This window comes from Nonomuraea spiralis (assembly GCF_014648435.1).
GTDB classification, from domain to species: domain Bacteria; phylum Actinomycetota; class Actinomycetes; order Streptosporangiales; family Streptosporangiaceae; genus Nonomuraea; species Nonomuraea spiralis.
Window position 1 is genome coordinate 629185 of sequence record NZ_BMRC01000001.1, and the last position, 19390, is coordinate 648574.

General features: G+C 71.9%; 16 protein-coding genes. 2 read left to right on the forward strand and 14 right to left on the reverse strand.

Annotated features, from left to right (window positions below; genetic code table 11):
* Window positions 1-112: 112 nt before the first annotated feature.
* Window positions 113-1426 (reverse strand): S28 family serine protease, encoded by a 1314-nt coding sequence (locus IEZ27_RS02970; RefSeq protein WP_189645739.1) that lies wholly within the window; start codon window positions 1424-1426, stop codon window positions 113-115.
* 172 nt (window positions 1427-1598) lie between these two features.
* Window positions 1599-3206 (reverse strand): sensor histidine kinase, encoded by a 1608-nt coding sequence (locus tag IEZ27_RS02975; RefSeq protein ID WP_229823149.1) that lies wholly within the window; start codon window positions 3204-3206, stop codon window positions 1599-1601.
* Between the two features lie 171 nt (window positions 3207-3377).
* On the opposite strand from IEZ27_RS02975, the gene IEZ27_RS02980 reads away from it, so the two are divergent.
* On the forward strand, window positions 3378-4115 hold the full coding sequence (locus tag IEZ27_RS02980) for a hypothetical protein (RefSeq protein WP_189645740.1): 738 nt from the start codon (window positions 3378-3380) through the stop codon (window positions 4113-4115).
* A gap of 153 nt (window positions 4116-4268) precedes the next feature.
* On the opposite strand, the gene IEZ27_RS02985 is transcribed toward IEZ27_RS02980, so the two are convergent.
* The 4 genes from IEZ27_RS02985 to IEZ27_RS03000 form a co-directional block, all read right to left on the reverse strand.
* Window positions 4269-4631: a hypothetical protein gene (locus IEZ27_RS02985; protein WP_189645741.1), complete on the reverse strand. Its 363-nt coding sequence runs from the start codon at window positions 4629-4631 to the stop codon at window positions 4269-4271.
* Between the two features lie 99 nt (window positions 4632-4730).
* Window positions 4731-6809 carry an NAD-dependent DNA ligase LigA gene (gene ligA / locus IEZ27_RS02990; RefSeq protein WP_189645742.1) on the reverse strand — a complete coding sequence of 693 codons (2079 nt, stop codon included), beginning with the start codon at window positions 6807-6809 and terminating at the stop codon, window positions 4731-4733.
* Window positions 6810-6935: 126 nt separating this feature from the next.
* A complete protein-coding gene (locus IEZ27_RS02995; RefSeq protein WP_189645743.1) occupies window positions 6936-10079 on the reverse strand; it encodes a BTAD domain-containing putative transcriptional regulator in 3144 nt (1047 codons plus the stop codon).
* A 95-nt stretch (window positions 10080-10174) separates the two neighbouring features.
* Complete coding sequence (locus IEZ27_RS03000; protein ID WP_189645744.1) at window positions 10175-10987, reverse strand: SDR family NAD(P)-dependent oxidoreductase; 813 nt, start codon at window positions 10985-10987, stop codon at window positions 10175-10177.
* A gap of 120 nt (window positions 10988-11107) precedes the next feature.
* Here IEZ27_RS03000 and IEZ27_RS03005 point away from each other — a divergent pair, with 120 nt between their 5' ends.
* Entirely contained in the window at window positions 11108-11722 is a 615-nt protein-coding gene (locus tag IEZ27_RS03005) for a TetR/AcrR family transcriptional regulator (RefSeq protein WP_189645745.1), read from the forward strand.
* 13 nt (window positions 11723-11735) lie between these two features.
* Here IEZ27_RS03005 and IEZ27_RS03010 read toward each other — a convergent pair whose 3' ends face one another.
* From IEZ27_RS03010 to IEZ27_RS03045, 8 genes are all read right to left on the reverse strand, one after another.
* The gene (locus IEZ27_RS03010) at window positions 11736-12755 is read right to left on the reverse strand and encodes a carboxymuconolactone decarboxylase family protein (RefSeq protein ID WP_189645746.1); all 1020 of its coding nucleotides are present in this window, start codon (window positions 12753-12755) and stop codon (window positions 11736-11738) included.
* Between the two features lie 149 nt (window positions 12756-12904).
* Complete coding sequence (locus tag IEZ27_RS03015) at window positions 12905-13828, reverse strand: BadF/BadG/BcrA/BcrD ATPase family protein (protein WP_189645747.1); 924 nt, start codon at window positions 13826-13828, stop codon at window positions 12905-12907.
* Complete coding sequence (locus IEZ27_RS03020) at window positions 13828-14853, reverse strand: hypothetical protein (protein WP_189645748.1); 1026 nt, start codon at window positions 14851-14853, stop codon at window positions 13828-13830. The genes IEZ27_RS03015 and IEZ27_RS03020 overlap by 1 nt, the downstream gene beginning before the upstream one ends.
* Window positions 14850-15596: a sugar isomerase domain-containing protein gene (locus IEZ27_RS03025; protein WP_125646670.1), complete on the reverse strand. Its 747-nt coding sequence runs from the start codon at window positions 15594-15596 to the stop codon at window positions 14850-14852. Before IEZ27_RS03025 ends, IEZ27_RS03020 begins: the two co-directional genes overlap by 4 nt.
* Window positions 15597-15606: 10 nt before the next feature.
* A complete protein-coding gene (locus IEZ27_RS03030) occupies window positions 15607-16410 on the reverse strand; it encodes a carbohydrate ABC transporter permease (RefSeq protein ID WP_229823153.1) in 804 nt (267 codons plus the stop codon).
* Complete coding sequence (locus IEZ27_RS03035; RefSeq protein ID WP_125646673.1) at window positions 16407-17291, reverse strand: carbohydrate ABC transporter permease; 885 nt, start codon at window positions 17289-17291, stop codon at window positions 16407-16409. The genes IEZ27_RS03030 and IEZ27_RS03035 overlap by 4 nt, the downstream gene beginning before the upstream one ends.
* Window positions 17282-18517, reverse strand: a complete 1236-nt coding sequence (locus IEZ27_RS03040) for an extracellular solute-binding protein (protein ID WP_189645749.1) — start codon at window positions 18515-18517, stop codon at window positions 17282-17284. Before IEZ27_RS03040 ends, IEZ27_RS03035 begins: the two co-directional genes overlap by 10 nt.
* 8 nt (window positions 18518-18525) lie before the next feature.
* Window positions 18526-19389 carry a MurR/RpiR family transcriptional regulator gene (locus tag IEZ27_RS03045; protein ID WP_189645750.1) on the reverse strand — a complete coding sequence of 288 codons (864 nt, stop codon included), beginning with the start codon at window positions 19387-19389 and terminating at the stop codon, window positions 18526-18528.
* Window position 19390 lies beyond the last annotated feature (1 nt).

A 19390-nucleotide genomic window follows, 5' to 3' on the forward strand; every position in this document is an offset into this window, starting at 1 on the left:
GGGCGTCGCGGCCTGGTCGATGGACCCGGCCGCCGCGGACCGCCTGTGGGACTACGCACGCGCAACGGCCCACTGAGCCTCTGATTTCAAGCCCCGGCCGCCACGGAACCCGCTACCGCGCCCAGCGCCGCAGGTCGGCGATGGCGCGTTCCTTCTGCCGCGACGGCAGCCTGCCGATCACCTCGCCGAGGAAGACGTGCTTGACGCCGGGCGCGGTGTAGACGGCCGAGTCGCGGCTGCCGGGCCCGAGCCGGTACGGCTCCGCGGTCATCGGGTCGTTCCCGCCGTTGACGAACATCAGCCTGGTGCCCCGGGTGCGTACCCACCGGTCGACGTCCCGCAGCACGCTCTGGTCCAGCGTCATGGGGATGTCGCGCGGCACGTACGAGCGGGGTCCGTAGTCGTCCGCGTAGCGCAGGAGCGGCCGCAGGTGCGGGTACGACGGCGTCGGCCAGCCCATCTCGGTGCCCGCCTGGTAGAACACGGACACGAACGGCGCGAGTGCCTGGTCGGTGAAGAACGGAAAGCCCAGAACCCGGTCGAAACTGGAGAAGAGCACCTCGTCGGAGGCGTCCGGTGAGGGCAGGCTGCCGCAGTCCGCCTCGTCGTTGTAGCTCCAGAACCCGGTCTCGTAGTCCATCACGGAGTACTCGAAGGCGCGGTCGATGCCGCCGACGACGTCGAACGTCCACCCATGGGCGGCCGCGGCGGCCTCCAGCAGCCGCAACATCGCCGGGCGCCGTTCGAGGATCTCCCTGGCCAGGCTCCTGACGCGGGCCCGGCACGCGGGATCGTCGCCCACCGTCGCCAGGAACCGGTCGTACGCGCTGTCGTCCTCGTCGTCGATGTCGTTGGGCGCCACGTAGGCGACGGTGCCGGCCACGTCGTCCGGGTAGTAACGCCGGTGGATCACGGAAGCCTGGCCGCCCTTGCTGCCGCCGGTGCCGATCCACTTACGGTCGTAGATCGACTTCAGTGCCGTCACGATCCGGTGCTGGTCGCTCGCCCCCTGCCAGAACGTGTCCTTCGTCCAGTCGGCCGGCACGGGCCTTGAGCCGGGGTAATAGCGGTACTCCATGGAGATCTGGTTCGCGCCGAGAATCTTCGTCGGCTCGGTCTCGAACATGGTCTCCGGCACGTTGTGCCCGGTGAGGTGGAAGACCATGGGCCGGTCGAGTGAGCGGTGCTGCAACATGACGCGCTGCTCGAACCAGGCCCCTTCCGGATGGCGGTGATCGACCGGCTGGCGGTAACGCAGCCAGAACCATCGCACGCCGTCCTCGGTGGACGGCCGTTCCTGCACGCTCATCCCCGGTACGGCGCGAAGCAGCGCCAGGATGTCGGCGGACCGGGCCAGGGCGGCCGGAGCCGGCCCGGTCAGCACCATGGTGAGGGTGATCGCCAGGGTCACGGCTCGGCGCATCATGCGTGACGTACCTGGATGAGGGCCAACCTTGGTCATGTCGGCGTCCTTTCACGGAGGAAGTCCGGCATTCACCGTAAGAACCGCCGACGAGATCACGAATGCGTGACCATCCACGCTTTATGCGCCGGCGTCTCACCGGCTCATGTCAGCGCTTCGGCCCCGACCACCTCGATCACGCCGCCTGCCTGGTGGGCAGCAGAACGGTCAGCAGCCAGCCGCCGTCACCGTCGGGACCGGCGCTCAGCGTGCCGCCGAGCGCGTGGGCGCGTTCGCGCATGCCCCGCAGCCCCTGCCCGGAGGAGGGCAGGCCGAGCACGGCGGCGGGCGGGCGGCCGTTGTGCACCTCGATGGCCAGTCCGTCGGGGGACGAGGTGAGACGTACCCGCACGTCGGTGCCCGGGCCCGCGTGTTTGAGCACGTTGGTGAGACCTTCCTGGACGATCCTGGCGGCCGTGGCGCGGGCGACGAGAGGGGCCTGCTCCACCTCGGGGCCGACGTCGAGCTCGACGATCAGCCCCGCCGCGCTCATACGCTCTGCCGACTGGCGCATCACGGCGGCCGGGTCGGTCAGCAGACCGGGCTGCTTGCCGGGGTCGCGCAGCAGGTCGAGCAGGCCGCGCAGGTCTTCGAGCACCTGGTGGCCGGTGTCGCGGATGTCGGTCAGCACCTGGGTGGAGGGGCCGTCGGGGTCGGCGTAGCGGGCGGCGCCGGCCCGCAGGACCATGGCGCCTACGTGGTGGGCGACGATGTCGTGCATCTCGCGGGCGATGCTCTCGCGCTCGGCCAGCTGGTCGGCGCGTACTTGGGCCAGGGCGAGCCGGCGCGACTCCCGCAGGCGCAGCCGTTCCGCCTCGCCGGCGGCCTGCCGGGCTTGCAGGTAGCGGCCGATCGCCACGGGAGCCACGACCAGCGTCATCAGCACCAGGACGCGCGTCGGCTGGACCGCCGCGGCCGGCCCGACGATGCCCATCGCGGCGGTGAAGACGGCGATGACGAGAACGGTGACCAGATAGACGACGAACGTCCAGAACCAGGAAGCCACGCGCATCGCGAACACGCCGACGGAGATGAGGACGAGCATGACACAGGTGCTCGTCGCGGCCTCGAAGTACTGGCCGGCCAGCAACATGAGGACGACCTGCAACACGAACACCAGCCCCGGCAGGCGCCGCGCGACGCCGAGTGACAGGCCCGCGAGCACTGCCAGCGACCCGATGGCCCAGACGGGCCCACCGGCGGCGGGCCAGTCCGTCCAGGTGTCCAGGACGGTCAGGGTGAGCCCGCCACCGGCCATCAGCACGTCGAGGGTGACGTCGCGCTCGGGGAGTCGTCCGGCCGGGCCGCGCAGGTAACCACCGATGAGAACGGGCAGCACGACGGCTCCGACGCAGTACAACCAGGCGTTGACGGTGAAGGGGTGGCCGGGATCGGCGAGGTTGACACCGGTGACCACCGCGCTGAGCACGGCCGTACCGAGCACGACGAGTGCACGCGCCCGGTGGGCGACGACCCCGAGGGCCGCGATGAGCAGCATCTGCACGGTGTTGACCGTGAACGCGCCGATCTGATCGGTGAGTATGAGCAGCCCCGACAGGTAACCGACCACCGGCACCGGCCACCGCCGTACGAACCCCATGGGAACCCCGGCGAGCACGGAGAACGCGGCACAGATCACCACAGGCGCGGAGGGGGTCCCCCAGGTGTGCCAGGTGGTCAGGACGTCGAAGCCGATGGCGGCCAAGATCAGCAGAGCATCCAGAACCGGACCGCGCCATCGCATGCGCCAACGCTATCCAGGCCCTCTCGAAGATCGATCCTCCCCAAGGAGGAACCCCTCTCCTCCTAATGGCCACCGAAGCGGATGCCGTGCCGACCAACCGGCCGGCTGGTCACCCCGTCGGACGGTCAAGCACTCCTTGACCATCCGTGCTCGTCAGGTGATTCTTGACGGATGATCGACAAGGGCACTGCCTGCTCCAGGGCCGCGCTGGCCCGGCTGGCCGTCACCTCCGAGGCAGCCGATGCCGCCAGGGGCTACCGCGCGCTGGCCGCCGACGGGGACCACAGCGACCACCAGCCCGGCGATCTGGTCGCCGCCGCCCATCGGCTGTTCGAGCAGGCCCGCGACATCCTGCGGGACGCCGTCGTCTGCGAGCGGCTGGCCGGCACCTCCTGGCAGACGATCGGCGAGGCGCACGGCGAGATCAGCAAGCAGGCCGCGCACGAACGTCACGGACCGGCCGACGCGGACTTCAGGCGCCGGGCCCTGCTGGCCTGGCTGATCCCTGACCGTGCCCACGCCTACCTCGGCCCCCTGGCCGACCCGGCGCAGGTCCTGGCCCTGCTGAGCCTACGGCTGCAGCCGCCCCAGACGGGCCTGCGACTGGCGGCGCACGAGTCCCAGCCCGTCCCTCCGGGCTATCCGGCCATGACCACCACCGAGCAGGCCGGGCTCATCGCCGAGGCCGCCGACCTGCTCACGAGAACCGGTCCCCGCAGGGGCGCCGAACTGACACCCGCCGAACAGCGCGACGCCGAGCTCGGTCTGGCCCGGCGCAGGGTGGAGATGTACGAGGTCCTGCACGCCGAACACCCCGACGACACCGACACGGCGGACATGCTTACCGGCGCCCGCACCCGCCTGGCCACCCTGGAGGACGCCGACCGCGCCACCCACCACAAACCATGACCGCAGAAGGACGAGCCTGCGCAATCCGTAACCCAGCGGCCGGAGGTCACCGAGCCCCACGCCGCCGCCCCTACCCCCGCCTCCGCAGAAGGTAGAGACCGCCGCCGAGGCGTCCGTCTTGCGGGCGTTCAGCACCCGTCCGCATGGCTCGATCTACATATCAGGTTTAATCATGACTCCGTCTGTCCGTATTCTTGGCAGAAGAGCGGCTATTTCTTCGGATTCGAGAATGTCTCGTATGACGTCGACCATCGACTCGACCCCCGCATCTCGTACGACGATCAGGTCGGGGGCGCACCAATACCTGCCTGCCAGGCTTTCGCCAGACTTTTCATGGCGGCTCAGGAGGCGGCCAACTTCTCCGTACGTCATCATGAGCGCGCTGTACCTCGCTCCGGACGGCAGCGTGATGATGGCGTCACCGACTTCCAGCAGCGACGGATCAGAATCGCCATCCAAGAGAATGTCTATCGTGAAGCCTGCTTCGGTTCGCGAGAAATAGGAACTGTCATCCATGGATTATCCTGTCGGCGGAGGCGTGACGGCAGCTCAGGTAAATTCAGAAAGCGGCCACGTGGTTATCCCGTGACCGCTCTCTATGATCGGAAATTCCGCCTACAAGTACGCGGTGATCTGGGCGGCGAAGTCGTCGCAGGTGAGGATGGGGACGCCGAGTGCCTCGGCCTTGGCTCGTTTGGAGCCTGCGCTTTCGCCCGTCACCAGGAAACTGGTCTTGGCCGAAACGCTGGAGGACGCCCGGCCGCCCGCTCGCTCGATGAGTTCGTTCATCTCGTTGCGGGTCAGGGCTTCGAGCTTTCCGGTCATCGAGCCGGAGACGACGATGGACAGGCCGGCGAGCGGTAGCAGGGTTTCGGTGGGGGCGGTGGCGGCTTCGTCGTCCGGGGCGCTGGGGGTGAAGCCGGGCTCGGTCATGTTGACCCCGGCCAGGACGAGCTTGTCGATGAGCGGGCCGACCTCGATCAGCTCGGCCACCACGACCGGCGCCTTCTCCGGGCCGATGCCCTCGACCGCCTGGATCGCCTCGGCGTCGGCCGCGCGGATGGCCTCCATCGTGCCGAAGTGGCGGGCGATGCGGCGACTCATCGACCGGCCGGTGCCGCGTACGCCGAGCGCGGCGAACACCCGGCTCAGCGGCCTGCCCTTGACCTGCTCGAACGCCGCCAGAAGATTGTCGGTGCTGGTCTCGCCCATGCGCTCCAGGCCGAGCAACTGCTCGCGGGTCAGGAAGAACAGGTCGGCGAAGTCGGCGATCAGGCCGCCGTCGAGCATCTGCTTGATGCGGTTCTCGGCCAGGCCCTCGATGTCGAGCTGGTCGCGGCCGGCGGCGTAGACGATGGAGGCGATCGCCTGGCAGTCGCGGCCGCGCACGCACCGCCACCGCTCCTGCGAGCGGTCGATGGCGTCGCCGCAGATCGGGCAGACCTGCGGGATCGGGATCGGTCGTTCCTCACCGGTGCGCAGGTGGACCACCGGGGACTCCACACGCGGGATCACGTCGCCCGCCTTGTAGACGACCACGCTGTCGCCCAGCATCAGGCCGCGCCGGGTGATGTCGGCGACGTTGTGGAGGGTGGCGTAGGTGACGACGCTGCCGTCGAGCTCGACCGGCTCCAGCACGGCGCGCGGGGCGATGACCCCGGTGCGGCCGGTGTTCCACTCGACGCCGATCAGCTTGGTGATCTTCTCGGTCGCGGGCAGCTTGTAGGCGATCGCCCAGCGCGGCGCGCGCGAGCTGAATCCGGCCTCGGCCTGGTCGGAGGCCAGGTCACATTTGATCACGATGCCGTCGATGCCGAACGGCAGCTCGGCGCGGGCCGCGGCGATCTCGCCGACGCGTTCCTGCACCCGCTCCAGCGTGTCGGTGACGATGCCGGCGACCGCGGTGACGGCGGTGGTCTGCACACCCTGCCCGGCCACCCATTCCATGACCTGGCTGTGCGGCAGCTCGCGCAGGCGCGTCGCGAGGTCGGAATCGTCGCCGGGGGCGGGCAGCGCGCCGTAGCCGAAGAACGTCAGCTCGCACACGTAGGGCCGGTCCTGGGCGCGCAGCGTGCCGGCGGCGGCGCTGCGCGGGTTGGCGAACGTGGTGCCGTCGTGCGCCGAACGCTTGGCGCACGCCTCCTCGAACTGCGACGTCGTCATCATGACCTCGCCGCGCAGCTCGACGGTGACCGGCTCGGCCAGCCGCTCGGGCAGGCCGACGATGGTGCCGACGGCATGGGAGACGTCCTCACCCGCCGTGCCGTCGCCGCGGGTGACGAGCTGGGCCAGCCGGCCGCCGCGGTAGCGGGCGGAGATGGCCAGGCCGTCGAGCTTGGGCTCGACGCTCCACGCGGTGACCGGGCGGCCGAGCCTGCGCTCGACCGAGGCGGCCCAGTCGGCGAGCTGCTCGGCGCCGAACACGTTGTCGAGGCTGAGCATCGGCACGGTGTGCGGCACGTCGCCCACGACCGCGCCGCCCGCCACCTTGCCCGTCGGCGAGGTCGGCAGCACCTGCTCGGGATGGGCCTCCTCGTACGCCTGGATGCCGCGAACGAGCCGGTCGTAGGCGTCGTCGTCGAGGGTGGAGGTGCCGTCGGCGTAGTAGGCGGCGGCGGAGTCCACGGCCAGTTGCACGGCCTCGGCGTAGGCCGTCTCGTCGGCGAGGGCGGTGTAGGGAGGGGCGTCGCTCATAGTCACATCATGCCGGGCGGCACCGACAGTTTCGGCCCTTGACCAGGGCTCGGGACCGTCGCCGCGGAGTCGCCGGAGGTGACGCTCCGCCATCCCCCCGGCCCGCCGCGGCGGGCCGGGGGGCGGTTACGAGGTGAGGGTGATCTCGGCCAGCTCGCGGAAGTCCCGGCGCTGCCCGTCGAGAGTCGCCTCGGCGTACCGGGTCTCGCCGAGGCGGTCGCGTGTCTCCGCGCGGATGCGCTCGGCGTCCGGCTGCGAACGGTCGGACGTGCCGCGTACGCCGTCGCTCGCCGCGACCAGCCGGGCGGCCTGCTCGTACTCGCCCTGGCGCAACGCGAGGTCGGCGACGCCGATCAGCACGTCGGCGATCATCGGCGGGAACATGTGCTCCATGGCCGCGTCCAACGCCTCGGCCCGGTAGGTACGGGACAAAGCGAGGTCGTCGGTGAGGTAACCCTTCAGGTCCATGACCCTGGCTTGGACGGAACCGGCCCGCTCCAGGTGGTCCATCTTCGCCCGCACCGTGGCCAGGTGCTCGTACGCCTGGGCCGGCTCACCGCGCCAGCGCGCGAGGTGGGCCTGCGCGAAGGCCAGCTCGGCGAGCGAGTCGGGCCAGACGATCCCGTCGGCGTGCCGCTGCGCCTCCGCCATGGCCGAGGCGCAGGACCGTTCGTCGCCGAGCACCCAGTAGAGCTGCGCCTGCCGCGCGCGGACGCCGACCACGTCCTCGGTCGCGCCCACCTCGGTGAGCACGACGGCCGCCTCCTCGTAGTGGTCGCAGGCGCGGGCGAACTCGCCGCGCATGGCGAGCCGGTCGGCCAGGAAGGTCAGCGCCAGGGAGATGCCCATCCGGTCGCCCAGCACGCGGAATTCGGCCAGGGCGGTCTCGCTGTCGGCGTCGACGCCGGTCTCGTCGGCGCTGAGCGTCAGCCGGAACCGGCCGCGGGTGAGCCTGGCCTGCGCGCGCACCCACGGGTCGCCGCTGGTGATCAGCGGCTCGACCGTGGGCAGGAACGCCGTCGGGCCCGCCAGCGTACGCTCCAGCAGCCCGGCGAAGCCGAGCAGGGGGTGGCGGGACCCGCTGCGCTCGGTCAGCCGATGGGCCTCCTGGATCCACTCCCGTGCCTGGTACTGGTCGCCGCCGACCCCCGACGTCACGAACATGGCCACCATCAGGCACGCCAGCGCTCGTACCTCGTCGGGCACCTCACCCTGGAGCGAGGCGGCCGCGATGCTCAGCTCCGCGCCCTCGGCGCGGTGGCCGCTGAGGAACCAGTAGTAGCCGGCGCCTCCGACCAGCCGCATCGCCTCGTGGGCCCGTCCTTCGGCGATCGCCCAGCGCACGGCCGAGATGACGTTGTCGTGCTCGGCGTCGAGCACGACAAGCCACTCGAGCTGCTCGGCCCGGCGCAGGTGCGGGTCGGCTGTCTCGGCCAGCTCGGTGAAGTACGCGAGATGCGCCCGCCGTGCCGCCTCGGCGTCCCCGGCCTCGTCGAGGCGGTGGGCGGCGTACTCCCTGATGGTGTTGAGCATGCGGTAGCGCGGCGTGCCCTCGCCGTCGGCGAGCAGCAGCGACTTCTCGGTCAACGCGGTCAGCACGTCGAAGACCTGCTCCCCGGCGGACGCCTCGTCGCCGCACACCCGTTCGGCCGCGTCGAGGCTCGCCCCGCCGGAGAACACCGACATCCGGCGCAACACGCCGCGTTCGGCCTCGCTCAGCAGGTCCCAGCTCCAGTCGACGACCGCGCGCAGCGTCTTGTGCCGGGCGAGGGCCGTACGGCTGCCGCTGGTCAGCAGCCGGAAGCGGTCGTCGAGCCGGCGCGCGAGCTGGTCGACGGACATCGTGCGCAGCCGGGCCGCGGCCAGTTCGATCGCCAGCGGGATCCCGTCGAGCGCCCGGCAGATGCGCGCCATAGCCGCCAGCGTGTGGGCGTCGGCGCCGATGTCCTTGCGCACCAGGTCGGCGCGGTCGCGCAGCAGCCGTACGGCGGGCGACGCCCCGACCTCGGCGGGGGTGGCGCCCGGCGCGGGCAGCGCGAGCGGCTCGACCTGCCAGAGAACCTCGCCGGTGATGCCGAGCGGTTCGCGGCTGGTGGCCAGGATGCGCAGGCCGCGGCATTCCCCCAGAAGCCGGTCGGCGAAGGCGGCGGCGGCCTCGATCACGTGCTCGCAGTTGTCGAGGATCAGCAGGATCGAGCGCTCGCGGACCGCGGCGACGAGCCGGTCCATCGGGTCGCCGCCGCGCCCGCTCCCGAGCAGCGCCTGGTCGCGCAGGCCGATCGTGGTGAGGGCGGCCTGGGCCAGCTCGCCGCCGGCTCCGACCGCGGCCAGCTCGATCAGCCACGCGCCGTCCGGCAGTTCGGCCAGCATCGTACGGGCGGTCTCGGCGGCCAGCCTCGTCTTGCCGGAGCCGCCCGCCCCCGTCAGGGTGACCAGCCGGTGCCTGGCGGCCAGGGCGGCGACCGCGGCGACGTCGTCGTGCTCGCCGACGAAGGTCGTCAGCTCGGCACGCAGGTTGGTCCTGCGGGTGTCGGCCCGCTCCCCCAGCTCGCCGCGCAGCAGGGCGGTGTGCAGCGCCGACAGCTCGGCCGACGGATCGGCGCCCAGCTCGTCGGCGAGCCGTTCGCGGGTGCGCTGGTAGACGGTCAGCGCCTCGTTGCCGCGTCCGGCCTCGGCCAGCGCCCGCATCAGCGCCGCCACGAGCCCCTCCCGCAGCGGGTACGTGGCCACCAGCCCGGTCAGCTCGCTGACCAGCTCCGCGCCGCGCCCGAGTCGGAGGTCGGCGTCGATGCGGTCGCCGAGGGCGGCGAGGTGGAGGTCGTCGAGGCGGGCGACCACGGCGTCGAACGTGTCGCTGTCCTGCAACGCGATGTCGGCCATGGGCGTGCCGCGCCACAGGGCCAGGGCCGAGTGCAGCAGGTCGGCCCTGGCGGCGGGCTCGGCGGCGCGGGCCTGGCCGACCAGGTGCTCGAACCGGCACACGTCGACGGCGTCGGACGGCACGGCCAGCCGGTATCCGCCGGAGTCGGCCTCGATCACGCCCTCGGGCAGCACCCTGCGCAGCCTGGACACCAGCGCCTGGAGGGCGTTGACCTCGTCGGCGGGCGGGCGCTGCCCCCAGATCCAGTCGACCAGCCTCGCACGCGTGACGATCCGGCCCGGTTCGAGGGCGAGGGCGGCCAGCAACGCGCGCAGCCGAACGCCGGGAACCTCGACCATGGCCCCTTGGGGGTTTCGGACCTCGAACGGCCCGAGCAATCCGACTCGCACACGGCAATTGTGCCGGAACTGCGGCGAAGCCCCGTCCATCTCCGCCGTCCGCCTGACGTCGCCGCAGGTCGGAAGGGGGGTCGGCGGGCGGGGGCTCAGCCCGCCGCCTTGCGGCTGAGGTGCTCCCATGCCTCGTACTCGGCGCGGCGGGCCTCGTCCATCTGCTTGACCAGGTCGTAGGACAGGCCGCCGACGATCAGCCGGCGCGGCGGGTCGGGCAGGTCGACCAGCTCCATAACGACGGGCGCGGCGTCGCTCGGCGGCGGTCCGGCGTCCTCGCCCCACATCGCGGCCAGCTCGGCCCGCAACCCGTCGTAGATCGGGTCGGGCTCGGTGGTCGTGGTGCCCAGCGTGAACAGGCCGGTGTCGTAGCCGCCCATCTGCAGGTTGGTGACCTTGATCCCGAACGGCTCGGCCTCCATGGCCAGCGCCTGGGTGATCGAGTCGAGCGCGGACTTGCCCGCCGCGTACAGGCCGACCGAGGCGACGCCGCCGCCCGCGCCCATCGAGGTGACCTGGAGGATGTGTCCCGACCCCTGGGCGCGCAGGTAGGGCAGCACGGCCTGGGTGACCCAGAGCGCGCCGAACAGGTTGACGTCGAAGTGGGCCCTGACCTGCTCCTCCGTGGCCTCCTCCAGCATGCCGAACAGCAGGCCGCCGGCGTTGTTGACCACGACGTCGAGCCGTCCGTACGCGGCCGCGGCCTTGTCCACGGCCTCCCGGACGGCGGCGCGGTCGGCGACGTCGAGTGGGAGCCGTACGAGGGCGCCCGGGTGCCGGGTCTCCAGCTCGGCCAGCGGCTCGACGTTCCGGGCGGCGGCGACGACGCGGTCGCCCCTGTCCAGGGCCGCCTCCGTGAACGCCCTGCCCAGACCCCGGGACGCACCCGTGATGAACCAAACGCGCATGCGTTCTCGCCTCCTCAGCCAGCCAAGACGAGACGGTTCGTCTCGCCGTGTGCCTACAGTGTGCCGGCACACCCGGTCGACTTGTCAAGACGAACCGTCTCGTCTCGCTTGTGGTGTATCATGGCCGGCGTGAACAAGCCCGATCCCGCGCGCCGCAGCGAGCGTTCCCGGCAGGCGATCCTCCAGGCGGCCAGGGAACTGGTCTCCGAGGTGGGATACGCCAAGGTGTCCATCGAGGCGATCGCCGCGCGGGCGGGCGTCGGCAAGCAGACGATCTACCGGTGGTGGCGTTCCAAGGGGGCCGTGGTCTTCGACTCCTTCCTCGCGCTGAGCGAGGGCGGCGACGCGAGCGACGGGGACGGCGGGAGCGTGGTGCTGCCCGACACGGGCGACATCGAGGCCGATCTGAAGACCGTCATGCGGGCCACCGTGGCGGAGTTCGCCGACCCGGGCTTCGAGGCGCCGATCAGGGCGCTCAACCTGGAGATCGTCAACGATCCCGAGCTGGCCGCCCAATACCGCGACAAGCTGGCGGCCCCGGTCGACGAGGCCAAGAAGGCCCGCCTGCGCAGCGCCCAGCGTGCCGGGCAGATCGCCGCCGACGCCGACCTCGACCTGGCGCTCGAACTGCTCTACGCCCCCCTCTACCAGCGCTGGCTGCTGCGCTCCGGCCCGCTCACCCCGCAGTACGCCGACGCGCTGGTCGACCTCGCGCTCAAGGCGCTGCGCCCCTGAGACCCGGCGGGGGTCAACGCCTGCCCGGAGCCGTACGGGTGAGGTCGGCCTCGATGTGAGTCACGGCGGTCATCGCGCCGTGGGCCAGCAGGTAGACGGTGCAGTGGTCGCTCAGCCGGCGGTCGGTGGCCCGCCAGTCCGCGACCTGCTCGTCGGTGACGGCCTCGGGGGCCAGGCCCGCCAGGATCGCCACCCGCGCCCCCGCCCGTTCCACCCCCGGCAGCGCCGCGAGCGGCTCCTCCAGCGGCCCGGTCTCCGGCAGGCGGCGGCCCCGGTGCTCGGCGATCACCCGGGACACCGTCTCGGCGGCGGCGGGCGTCAGCAGCCCCGCGCCCTGGGCCGCCGTGGCGGCCAGCGCCGCGTACGCCCGCCCGATAGGCGACCCGTCCGCCCACGCGGGCGGCTCCTGCGCGGGCAGCCCGTCCAGCAGCGGCAGCGTGGTTCCGGGGCGCAGGTCCTGACCCGGCTCCCGCAGGACGGGAGCCCCCTCGAACGGCGGCAGGTCGGCCGGGTCCAGCGTGCCCGGCGTCAGCCCCGCGGGCAGCATGGCGGCCGCCACCCGGTCGATGAAGTGCGTGAACAGCAGCGTGCCCAGGAACTCCGCGGCCCGCGCCCCGGCGAACGGCGCCTCCAGCGGCTCGCGCGCCGCCAGCCCGGTGGAGGCGGCCCACTCCAGCAGCGCCGCGCGGTCCGGGTCCGCCGGAGGCTCCCCGCGTCCGGCGGCCTCGGCCAGCTCGGCCTCCCCCAGCAGGCGCAGCACGGCCAGGAACGCCTCGACGTCGTAGTCCAGGCCGTTGGCCCGCGCCGCGCCCAGCGCCACCAGCGTCTTGTCCACCGCGGGCGCCTCGCCGGCCAGCTGGGACTCGCGCATGAGCGACCAGCCCGCCGCCATCAGCTCGGGCGCGGGCGACATCATCGCCACCGCCGGGCCGATGCTGCTGAACTCGGCGTCCACCTGGGCGTACACCTGCGCCAGCAGGCCCTTGGCGCGCTCCTGGGGGATCGGGGTGACATGACGGATGAGCGATGACATGACGCTTCCTTCCGGGCGGGGTTCGGCGGAGTCACGATCATCGCCGTACGGGCCGCGGCCGGTCGTCGTCCCGGAGGAGACACCTGGGACTACTCCCCCGGCAGCACGGTCGCGCCCGCGTACGACCGGAGGCGGAAGGCCAGGTCGCGTCAGCTTCCGTGGAGGGCCGTGAAGCGGTCGTGGGCGGCCCGGTCGCCCAGCCGGTCGAGGGCGGCCAGCCAGCACGCCCCGGCCGCGCCGTCGCGGGCGGTCGTCACCTCCCGCCCGCCCAGCCGGGCCAGGACCGCCGTGCGCACCGGGCCGTCCGCCGTCAGGACGCCGCCCGCCAGCACGAGCGGCCCCTCGCCGGACAGCCGGGCCGCCGTCGCGGTCAGCCGCCGCGCCGCCTCGGCGACGATGCCGGCCGCGTCCCCGTCCCCGGCCGCCGCCGCCCGCGTGACCAGCGGCGCGGCGGCGGCCAGCAGCATGCGGTCGGCCTGCGCCAGCCGTACGATGCCGTCGGCCCGCCGCCGGGGCTCGCCCGTCACGCCGAAGTGCCCGCTGACCAGCTCCACCAGCGGCCCGTACGGCAGGCCGGCGTCCAGGGCGCGGACGGCCGCGCGCACCCCGGCCCGGCCGATCCAGAACCCGCCGCCCTCGTCGCCGAGCAGCCAGCCGAGCCCGTCGGCGACCGCCGTGACCGCGCGGCCGGAGAACCGGGCCGCCGCCGCGCCCGTCCCGGCGAGCAGCAGCGTGCCGGTGGGCGCGGCGGTCCCGGCCGCGTACGAGACCTCCACGTCCCCGGCCGTGCGCGGCGGCTCGGCGATGCCGCACTCGGCCCACACCCGTGCCAGGACCTGGGCGAAGTCGTCGTCCCCGCCCGCGACCCCGGCCACGGAGGCGGCCACCAGGCGCGGGTCCAGGCCGTCGAGCGCGCGGCGCAGGGCCTGCCCGATCGCCGCGGCGGCGGCCGTGGCGCCGTGCGCGGCCGGGTTGCCCGGACCGGCGGTGCCGTGGCCCAGCCTGGTGCCGTCCGCGGCGTGGACGGCGGCGCGGGTGGTGGTGCCGCCGGCGTCCACACCGGCGAACAACATCACCGGACGAGCCGCGCCGCGCCGGGCGCGAGCGTGAGGACCGGGCCGCACGCCTGGTAGGAGCCGGACGCCGGGTCGAAGGACTCGGTGATCCCGTCGATCGTGACCTCGACCGGCCGGTCGAAGCGGGCGTTGCAGACGAACCGCTGCCGCTCGCCGTAGTGGCCGACCAGGACGTCGCCCGTGTGCTCGACCGACGTCCACTCCGTCAGCTCGGCCGCCACCGGGCGCAGCCAGCCGAGGTTGAGGTCGCGCACGATGCCGTAGCGCTCGGTCGGGACGCCGTCGCCGTCGATGAGCGCCGGGTGGAAGCCCTCGCCGCGCGCCGGGTCGGGCGTCCAGTAGGTGAAGTACTGGATGCCGGTGTACCCGTAGGCCAGGGCGGTGTTGACCTGCCAGGCCAGCTCGGCGGCCGACGGCTCGCGGTGGCCGTCGTAGGCCAGCGTCTGGACGTGCATCCAGGCGGGCAGCCCGGCCCGGCGGGCGTGCTCGCGGACGGTGGCCAGGTCGCCGAAGTAGCCCTCGTCGAAGCCGTCCGCCAGGAACGGGTAGCGGTCGAAGGAGAGCACGTCGGGGCGGACCAGCCGGGCGAACTCCCCCACGTACGCGTCGTAGGGCCCGGTGGCGTGGCTCGGCAGCAGGTTGCTGTAGGCGAACGCGCCCGCCGCGCGTACGGCGGCGACCCCCTCCGCCACCCGCGCGAACTGCCCGGCCTCCGGCTCGTCCATGAGGCTGACGCCCCGGAAGGAGCGGAAGGTTCGGTAGTCGTCGACGACCTGGGCGAGCAGCGGCGCGGGGTCCACGTCCAGGTCGCGCATGAGTACGTCCACGCGCGGGTCCGAGGCGACCAGCACGCCCAGCCCGGCCTCCTCGGCCAGGGCCAGTGTGTGCCGCAGGATGACGCGGTCGGCGAGGTAGTTGCCGGTGATGACCAGGTCGATCCCGGCCTCGGCGATCTGCCGGTAGCGGGCGCCCGTCGTCTCGTGGGGAGGGGGCGGCCAGAAGACGGCGATGGTCAGGTTCACAGTGCACCGGTCCTGATCCGGCCGGCGTAGCGGGCCACGAGGGCGTCGTTGTGCGCGTCGGCGCCGGGGATGTTGGCCGACAGGTAGACCGGCGGGACCGCGCCGTCCGACCGGAGCTCGCCGATCGCCTCGGCCACCATGAGCTGGACGATCAGCGCCGAGGTGATCGAGGAGATGCCGCAGACGGGGCCGTGCTCGGTCGGCAGGACGGCGTCGCCGTACGGGGCCAGGTTGTCGATCACGATGTCGGCCAGCTCGAACAGCCGCTCCCCCGACGGATGCCGCGAGGTGATGGCGGTCGAATGGGCCAGGGACGTGATCGCGATGAGCGGCAGGCCGCGCTCCTTGACCAGCCGGGCCATCTCCACGGTCGAGCCGTTGCCGCCCGAGTTGGAGGCGATCAGGAACGCGTCGGACGGCTCCACCGTGTGCAACGCCAGCACCTGGTGCGCGGTGAGCGGGTCACGCTCGGCCAGCGGGTCGAAGGCGCCGGGATCGGCCGAGCCCAGCACCACCGGGTCGCGCAGGGTGAGCCGGTTGGTCGGGATGAGCCCGCCCGCCCGGCCCGCGACCTCCAGCGCCACGGCCTCGGAATGTCCCGTGCCGTAGGCGTGCAGGACGCCGCCGGCGCGCACGGTGGCGGCGATCAGCGTGCCCGCGCGTCTGATGAGGGGCAACTGTTCGCCCGCCAACAGGTCCAATCGGGCGCGTGCCTCGTCGGCGAAAGCCATCACAAGATCCATAAAAGTGTCCTCAACGGTTCATGCCGGCGGTCAGCCCGGCGACGATCTGGCGCGTGGCCAGGACGAACAGCACGACCAGGGGGATCGTCGTCATCACCAGGCCGGCGAAGAGCGTGCCCCAGTCGTTCTGGAACTGGCCGAAGAAGTGGGTGAGGCCGACCGGCAGGGTCAGCTTGCTCTCGTCCCGCATCAGGACCAGGGGGTAGAAGAAGTCATTCCAGATCGGCACGAACTGGAAGACCACCACGGTGGCCAGCGCCGGCCGTACCAGCGGGAGCATCACGTGCCAGAAGGTCGCGAACGGCCCCGCGCCGTCCAGGGCGGCGGCCTCGTCCAGCTCGTGCGGGAGCTGGCGGAAGAACGCGGTCAGCACGAACACGTTGAACGGCACCGACCCGGCCGCGTAGACCAGGATCAGCCCGGTCAGCGAGTCGACCAGCCCCATGCTCTCCAGCAGGTAGAACAGCGGCAGCACGCCGAGATGGGCGGGCAACGTCATGCCGGAGATGAAGTAGGCGCCGAACAGCCCGCGCCCCTTGAACTCCCGGCGCCCCAGCGGGTACGCCGCCAGCAAGGACACGACGGCCCCCAGCAACACCGAGCAGACCACGACGATCGCCGAGTTGACCACGTACGTGGAGAAGGACGCCTCCGTCCACGCCTTGACGTAGTTGCCGAACCCGGTGGGCCAGCCGATCGGCCGGTCGAAGATCTCGCTGGTCGGCCGGAGCGAGCTGAGCAGCATGACGAGCAGCGGGGCCATGGAGAAGGCGGCGTAGCCCCAGAGCAGGATCCTGATGCCGAGGGCCCTCACGCCTTCCTCCTGAGGACCCGCTCCAGCAGCAGCGTCGAGCCGAAGATGAAGGTGAACATGAAGACCGCCAGCGCCGACGAGGTGCCCAGCGCGTTGACGTCGCCCGAGGCGAAGGCCGTCCGGTAGAACAGCAGGCCGAGCACGTCCGTGGCGCCGGCCGGGCTGCCGTTGGAGCCGCCGAGCGCGTACACCAGGGCGAAGGTGCCCATGCTGCCGATGAAGCTGAGGATGGTGATCGTGGCCATCGCCGGCTTGAGCAGCGGCAGCGTGATGCGCCAGAACACCTGTCCGGGGCCGGCGCCGTCGGTCCTGGCGGCCTCGGCGTACTCCTGGGGGATGCCGCCGAGGGCGGCGCTGAACAACAACATCGGGAAGCCCACCCACTGCCAGGAGGTGATCAGGATGACGGTCGGCAGCGCGGTGTCCGGGTCGCCCAGCCACGGCATCGCCAGGCCGAGCGGCTTGAGCAACATGTTGACCGGGCCGAAGGAGGGGCTGAGCAGCAGGGTCCACAGGTAGCCGATGACCAGGGGGTTGACCAGGTACGGCAGCGCGAACATGGTCTGCAGCGCCCGCTTGCCGCGCCGCGCCCGCGACAGCGCCAGCGCGAAGAGCAGGCCCAGCGTGTTCTGCACCAGCATGGAGCCGGCGAACAACAGGAAGTTGTGCCCGAGCGCCGGCAGGAGGTGGTCGAGGAATGCCTCCGACAGCAGGCCGGCGTAGTTGTCCAGCCCGGCGGGGCCGTCACGCAGGGTGCCCTTCCAGGAGAAGAAGCTGTAGCTCAGGCCGGTGAACAGCGGGTAGACCACGAAGATCGAGTACAGGAGGAAGGCGGGGATCAGGAACAGGTACGACGATCCCCGCCGCGAACCTAGAGCCATCCGGACACACTCTTGTCGAGCTGTTCGGCCGCCTGCCTGGGAGTGACGCGGCCCAGCAACATCTCCTGCAGCGCCTTGGAGAACACGGCGGCGGAGGAGGGGTTGCCGTAGGCGAACTCGTTCATGAAGTAGGTCGCGCCGTGCTGGCCGAAGGTGGTGGACACCTCACTGAGCAGCGGGTCCTTGGGGGTGACGCCGGGCACGGCGGAGAAGGTGCGCAGGGTGTCGGTGAAGAGCTGGCCGTACTCCTTGGAGGCCAGCCAGGCGGCGAACTTCAGGGCCTCGGCCTTGTGCTTGGTCTTGACGTTGACGCCGTACGAGCCGTCGGTGAAGCCGGGCATGAGCCCCGGTCCCTCGGGCGTGGGCGGGGTGAAGACGCCCAGCTCGACGCCCTTGGCGTTCTCGCCGAAGAAGTTCAGCTCCCACAGGCCGCCGGGGAACATGGCCGCCTTGCCGGAGGAGAACAGGATCTGCGCGTCGGTGTAGGAGACGCCGGCCATGTCCTCCGGGAAGTACGGCTTGAGCTTGTTGAGCCGGTCGATGCCCTCGACGAAGCGCGGGTCGGCGAACTTCTTCCTCTTGGCCTTCACATCGGCGAGGAACTCGTTGCCGCCCCAGGTGGCGGTGCCGAAGATGCTGGCCACGATCGGCAACATCCAGTCGTCCTTGCCGCCGAACGCGAACGGCACGATCCCCTTGGCCTTCAGCTTCTCGGCGGAGGAGATCATCTCGTCGTAGGTCTTCGGCGGGGTGATGCCGTTGTCCGCGAAGATCTTCTTGTTGTAGATCACCTGGAGGGTCTGCTGGGCGAACGGTACGCCGTACACCTTGCCGTCCTTGTCGCCCTTGGCGTAGCTCAGGACGTTCGGGTCGTAGGCGGCCAGGCCGGGCACGTCCTTGGTGTCGAGCGGGAGCAGCCGGCCGGCCTCGACCAGGGGTTGCAGGTTGGCGCCCGCGCGCAGCCAGGCCAGGTCGGGCCCCTGGTCGCCGGCCAGGCCGGTGGACAGGATCGTGTCGTACTCGGTCGCGGTGGTGAAGGCGCGGGCATCGACGTCGATCCCGGGGTGGGACTTCTCGTACTCGGCGAACATCTTGTCGTAGTTCGCGTCGGGACCCCATCCCCAGACGGAGAGGGTGATCTTGCCTTCCTCGGTACGGGGGGTGGCCGAGGGGGCACAGGCGGTGACCGCCATCGCCAAGGCGACAGCGGCGGCGGCAAGGCGCATGGGGGCTCCTAGCGTGGGGGCAGGCGGTGCTTGGCGACCGCCTCGGTGGCGGCGGTCAGCAATTGGTTGCTGGTCTCGAGGGTGCGCTGGACGACGCCGATGTAGAGGCAGTCCAGGACGAGCATCTGGGTGTGGCGGGCGGCCACCCCGCCGGCCCGGAAGGGGGTGTCCTGCGCGGCCGTGGTCAGGACGATGTCGGCGGCCTCGGCCAGCGGGCTGCGCGGGAAGTTGGTGACGGCGATGGTGGTGGCGCCGCGTTCCTTGGCGATGGTCATCGGTTCGACCACCTCGGCCGTGGTGCCCGTGTGGGAGATGCCGAGTGCCACGTCCTGGTGGTCGCGCGCGTTGGCGCTGCAGACGGCGCTGTGCACGTCGGTCCACAGCGCGCCGGGCCGGCCGATGGCGTGCAGCCGCAGGTGCAGGTCCATGGCCACACCGGCGCTGCCCGCCACCGCGAAGAAGTCGATGAACCGGGCGCCCACGAGGGCGGCTGCGGCCCGGTCCACCGAGTCGAGGTCGAGCTGGGCCGCGGTCTCCTCCATCGCGCGCATGTCGCTGGCCAGGAGGCTGCGCAGCACCAGGCTCGTGGGGTCGTCCGGGGAGAAGGCGATCAGGCCAGGCTCGCGCGGGGTGGCGTCGTTGCGTCCGAGCTCGGCCGCCAGCGCCAGCCTGAGTTCGGGGTAACCGGCCAGGCCCAGCTCGCGGCAGAAGCGCGTGACGGTGGTGAGCGAGGTGCCGCACCGCTCCGCCAGTTCGCTGATGGTCGAGGCGGCCACGGCGGCGGGCTCGGCGAAGATCACCTCGGCGATGCGCCGGTGGGTGGCCGTGAGGGTGGGCTCGACTCCTCGGATTCTGGCCAGGATCGGTGACATG

What these genes read in the sequence shown, in the direction of transcription:
- IEZ27_RS02970 (WP_189645739.1), bottom strand. Translation starts at nt 1,426, where the DNA reads ATGATGCGCCGAGCCGTGACCCTGGCGATCACCCTCACCATGGTGCTG.
- IEZ27_RS02975 (WP_229823149.1), bottom strand. Translation starts at nt 3,206, where the DNA reads ATGCGATGGCGCGGTCCGGTTCTGGATGCTCTGCTGATCTTGGCCGCC.
- IEZ27_RS02980 (WP_189645740.1), top strand. Translation starts at nt 3,378, where the DNA reads ATGATCGACAAGGGCACTGCCTGCTCCAGGGCCGCGCTGGCCCGGCTG.
- IEZ27_RS02985 (WP_189645741.1), bottom strand. Translation starts at nt 4,631, where the DNA reads ATGGATGACAGTTCCTATTTCTCGCGAACCGAAGCAGGCTTCACGATA.
- ligA (WP_189645742.1), bottom strand. Translation starts at nt 6,809, where the DNA reads ATGAGCGACGCCCCTCCCTACACCGCCCTCGCCGACGAGACGGCCTAC.
- IEZ27_RS03000 (WP_189645744.1), bottom strand. Translation starts at nt 10,987, where the DNA reads ATGCGCGTTTGGTTCATCACGGGTGCGTCCCGGGGTCTGGGCAGGGCG.
- IEZ27_RS03005 (WP_189645745.1), top strand. Translation starts at nt 11,108, where the DNA reads ATGGCCGGCGTGAACAAGCCCGATCCCGCGCGCCGCAGCGAGCGTTCC.
- IEZ27_RS03010 (WP_189645746.1), bottom strand. Translation starts at nt 12,755, where the DNA reads ATGTCATCGCTCATCCGTCATGTCACCCCGATCCCCCAGGAGCGCGCC.
- IEZ27_RS03015 (WP_189645747.1), bottom strand. Translation starts at nt 13,828, where the DNA reads ATGTTGTTCGCCGGTGTGGACGCCGGCGGCACCACCACCCGCGCCGCC.
- IEZ27_RS03025 (WP_125646670.1), bottom strand. Translation starts at nt 15,596, where the DNA reads ATGGATCTTGTGATGGCTTTCGCCGACGAGGCACGCGCCCGATTGGAC.
- IEZ27_RS03035 (WP_125646673.1), bottom strand. Translation starts at nt 17,291, where the DNA reads ATGGCTCTAGGTTCGCGGCGGGGATCGTCGTACCTGTTCCTGATCCCC.
- IEZ27_RS03040 (WP_189645749.1), bottom strand. Translation starts at nt 18,517, where the DNA reads ATGCGCCTTGCCGCCGCCGCTGTCGCCTTGGCGATGGCGGTCACCGCC.
- IEZ27_RS03045 (WP_189645750.1), bottom strand. Translation starts at nt 19,389, where the DNA reads ATGTCACCGATCCTGGCCAGAATCCGAGGAGTCGAGCCCACCCTCACG.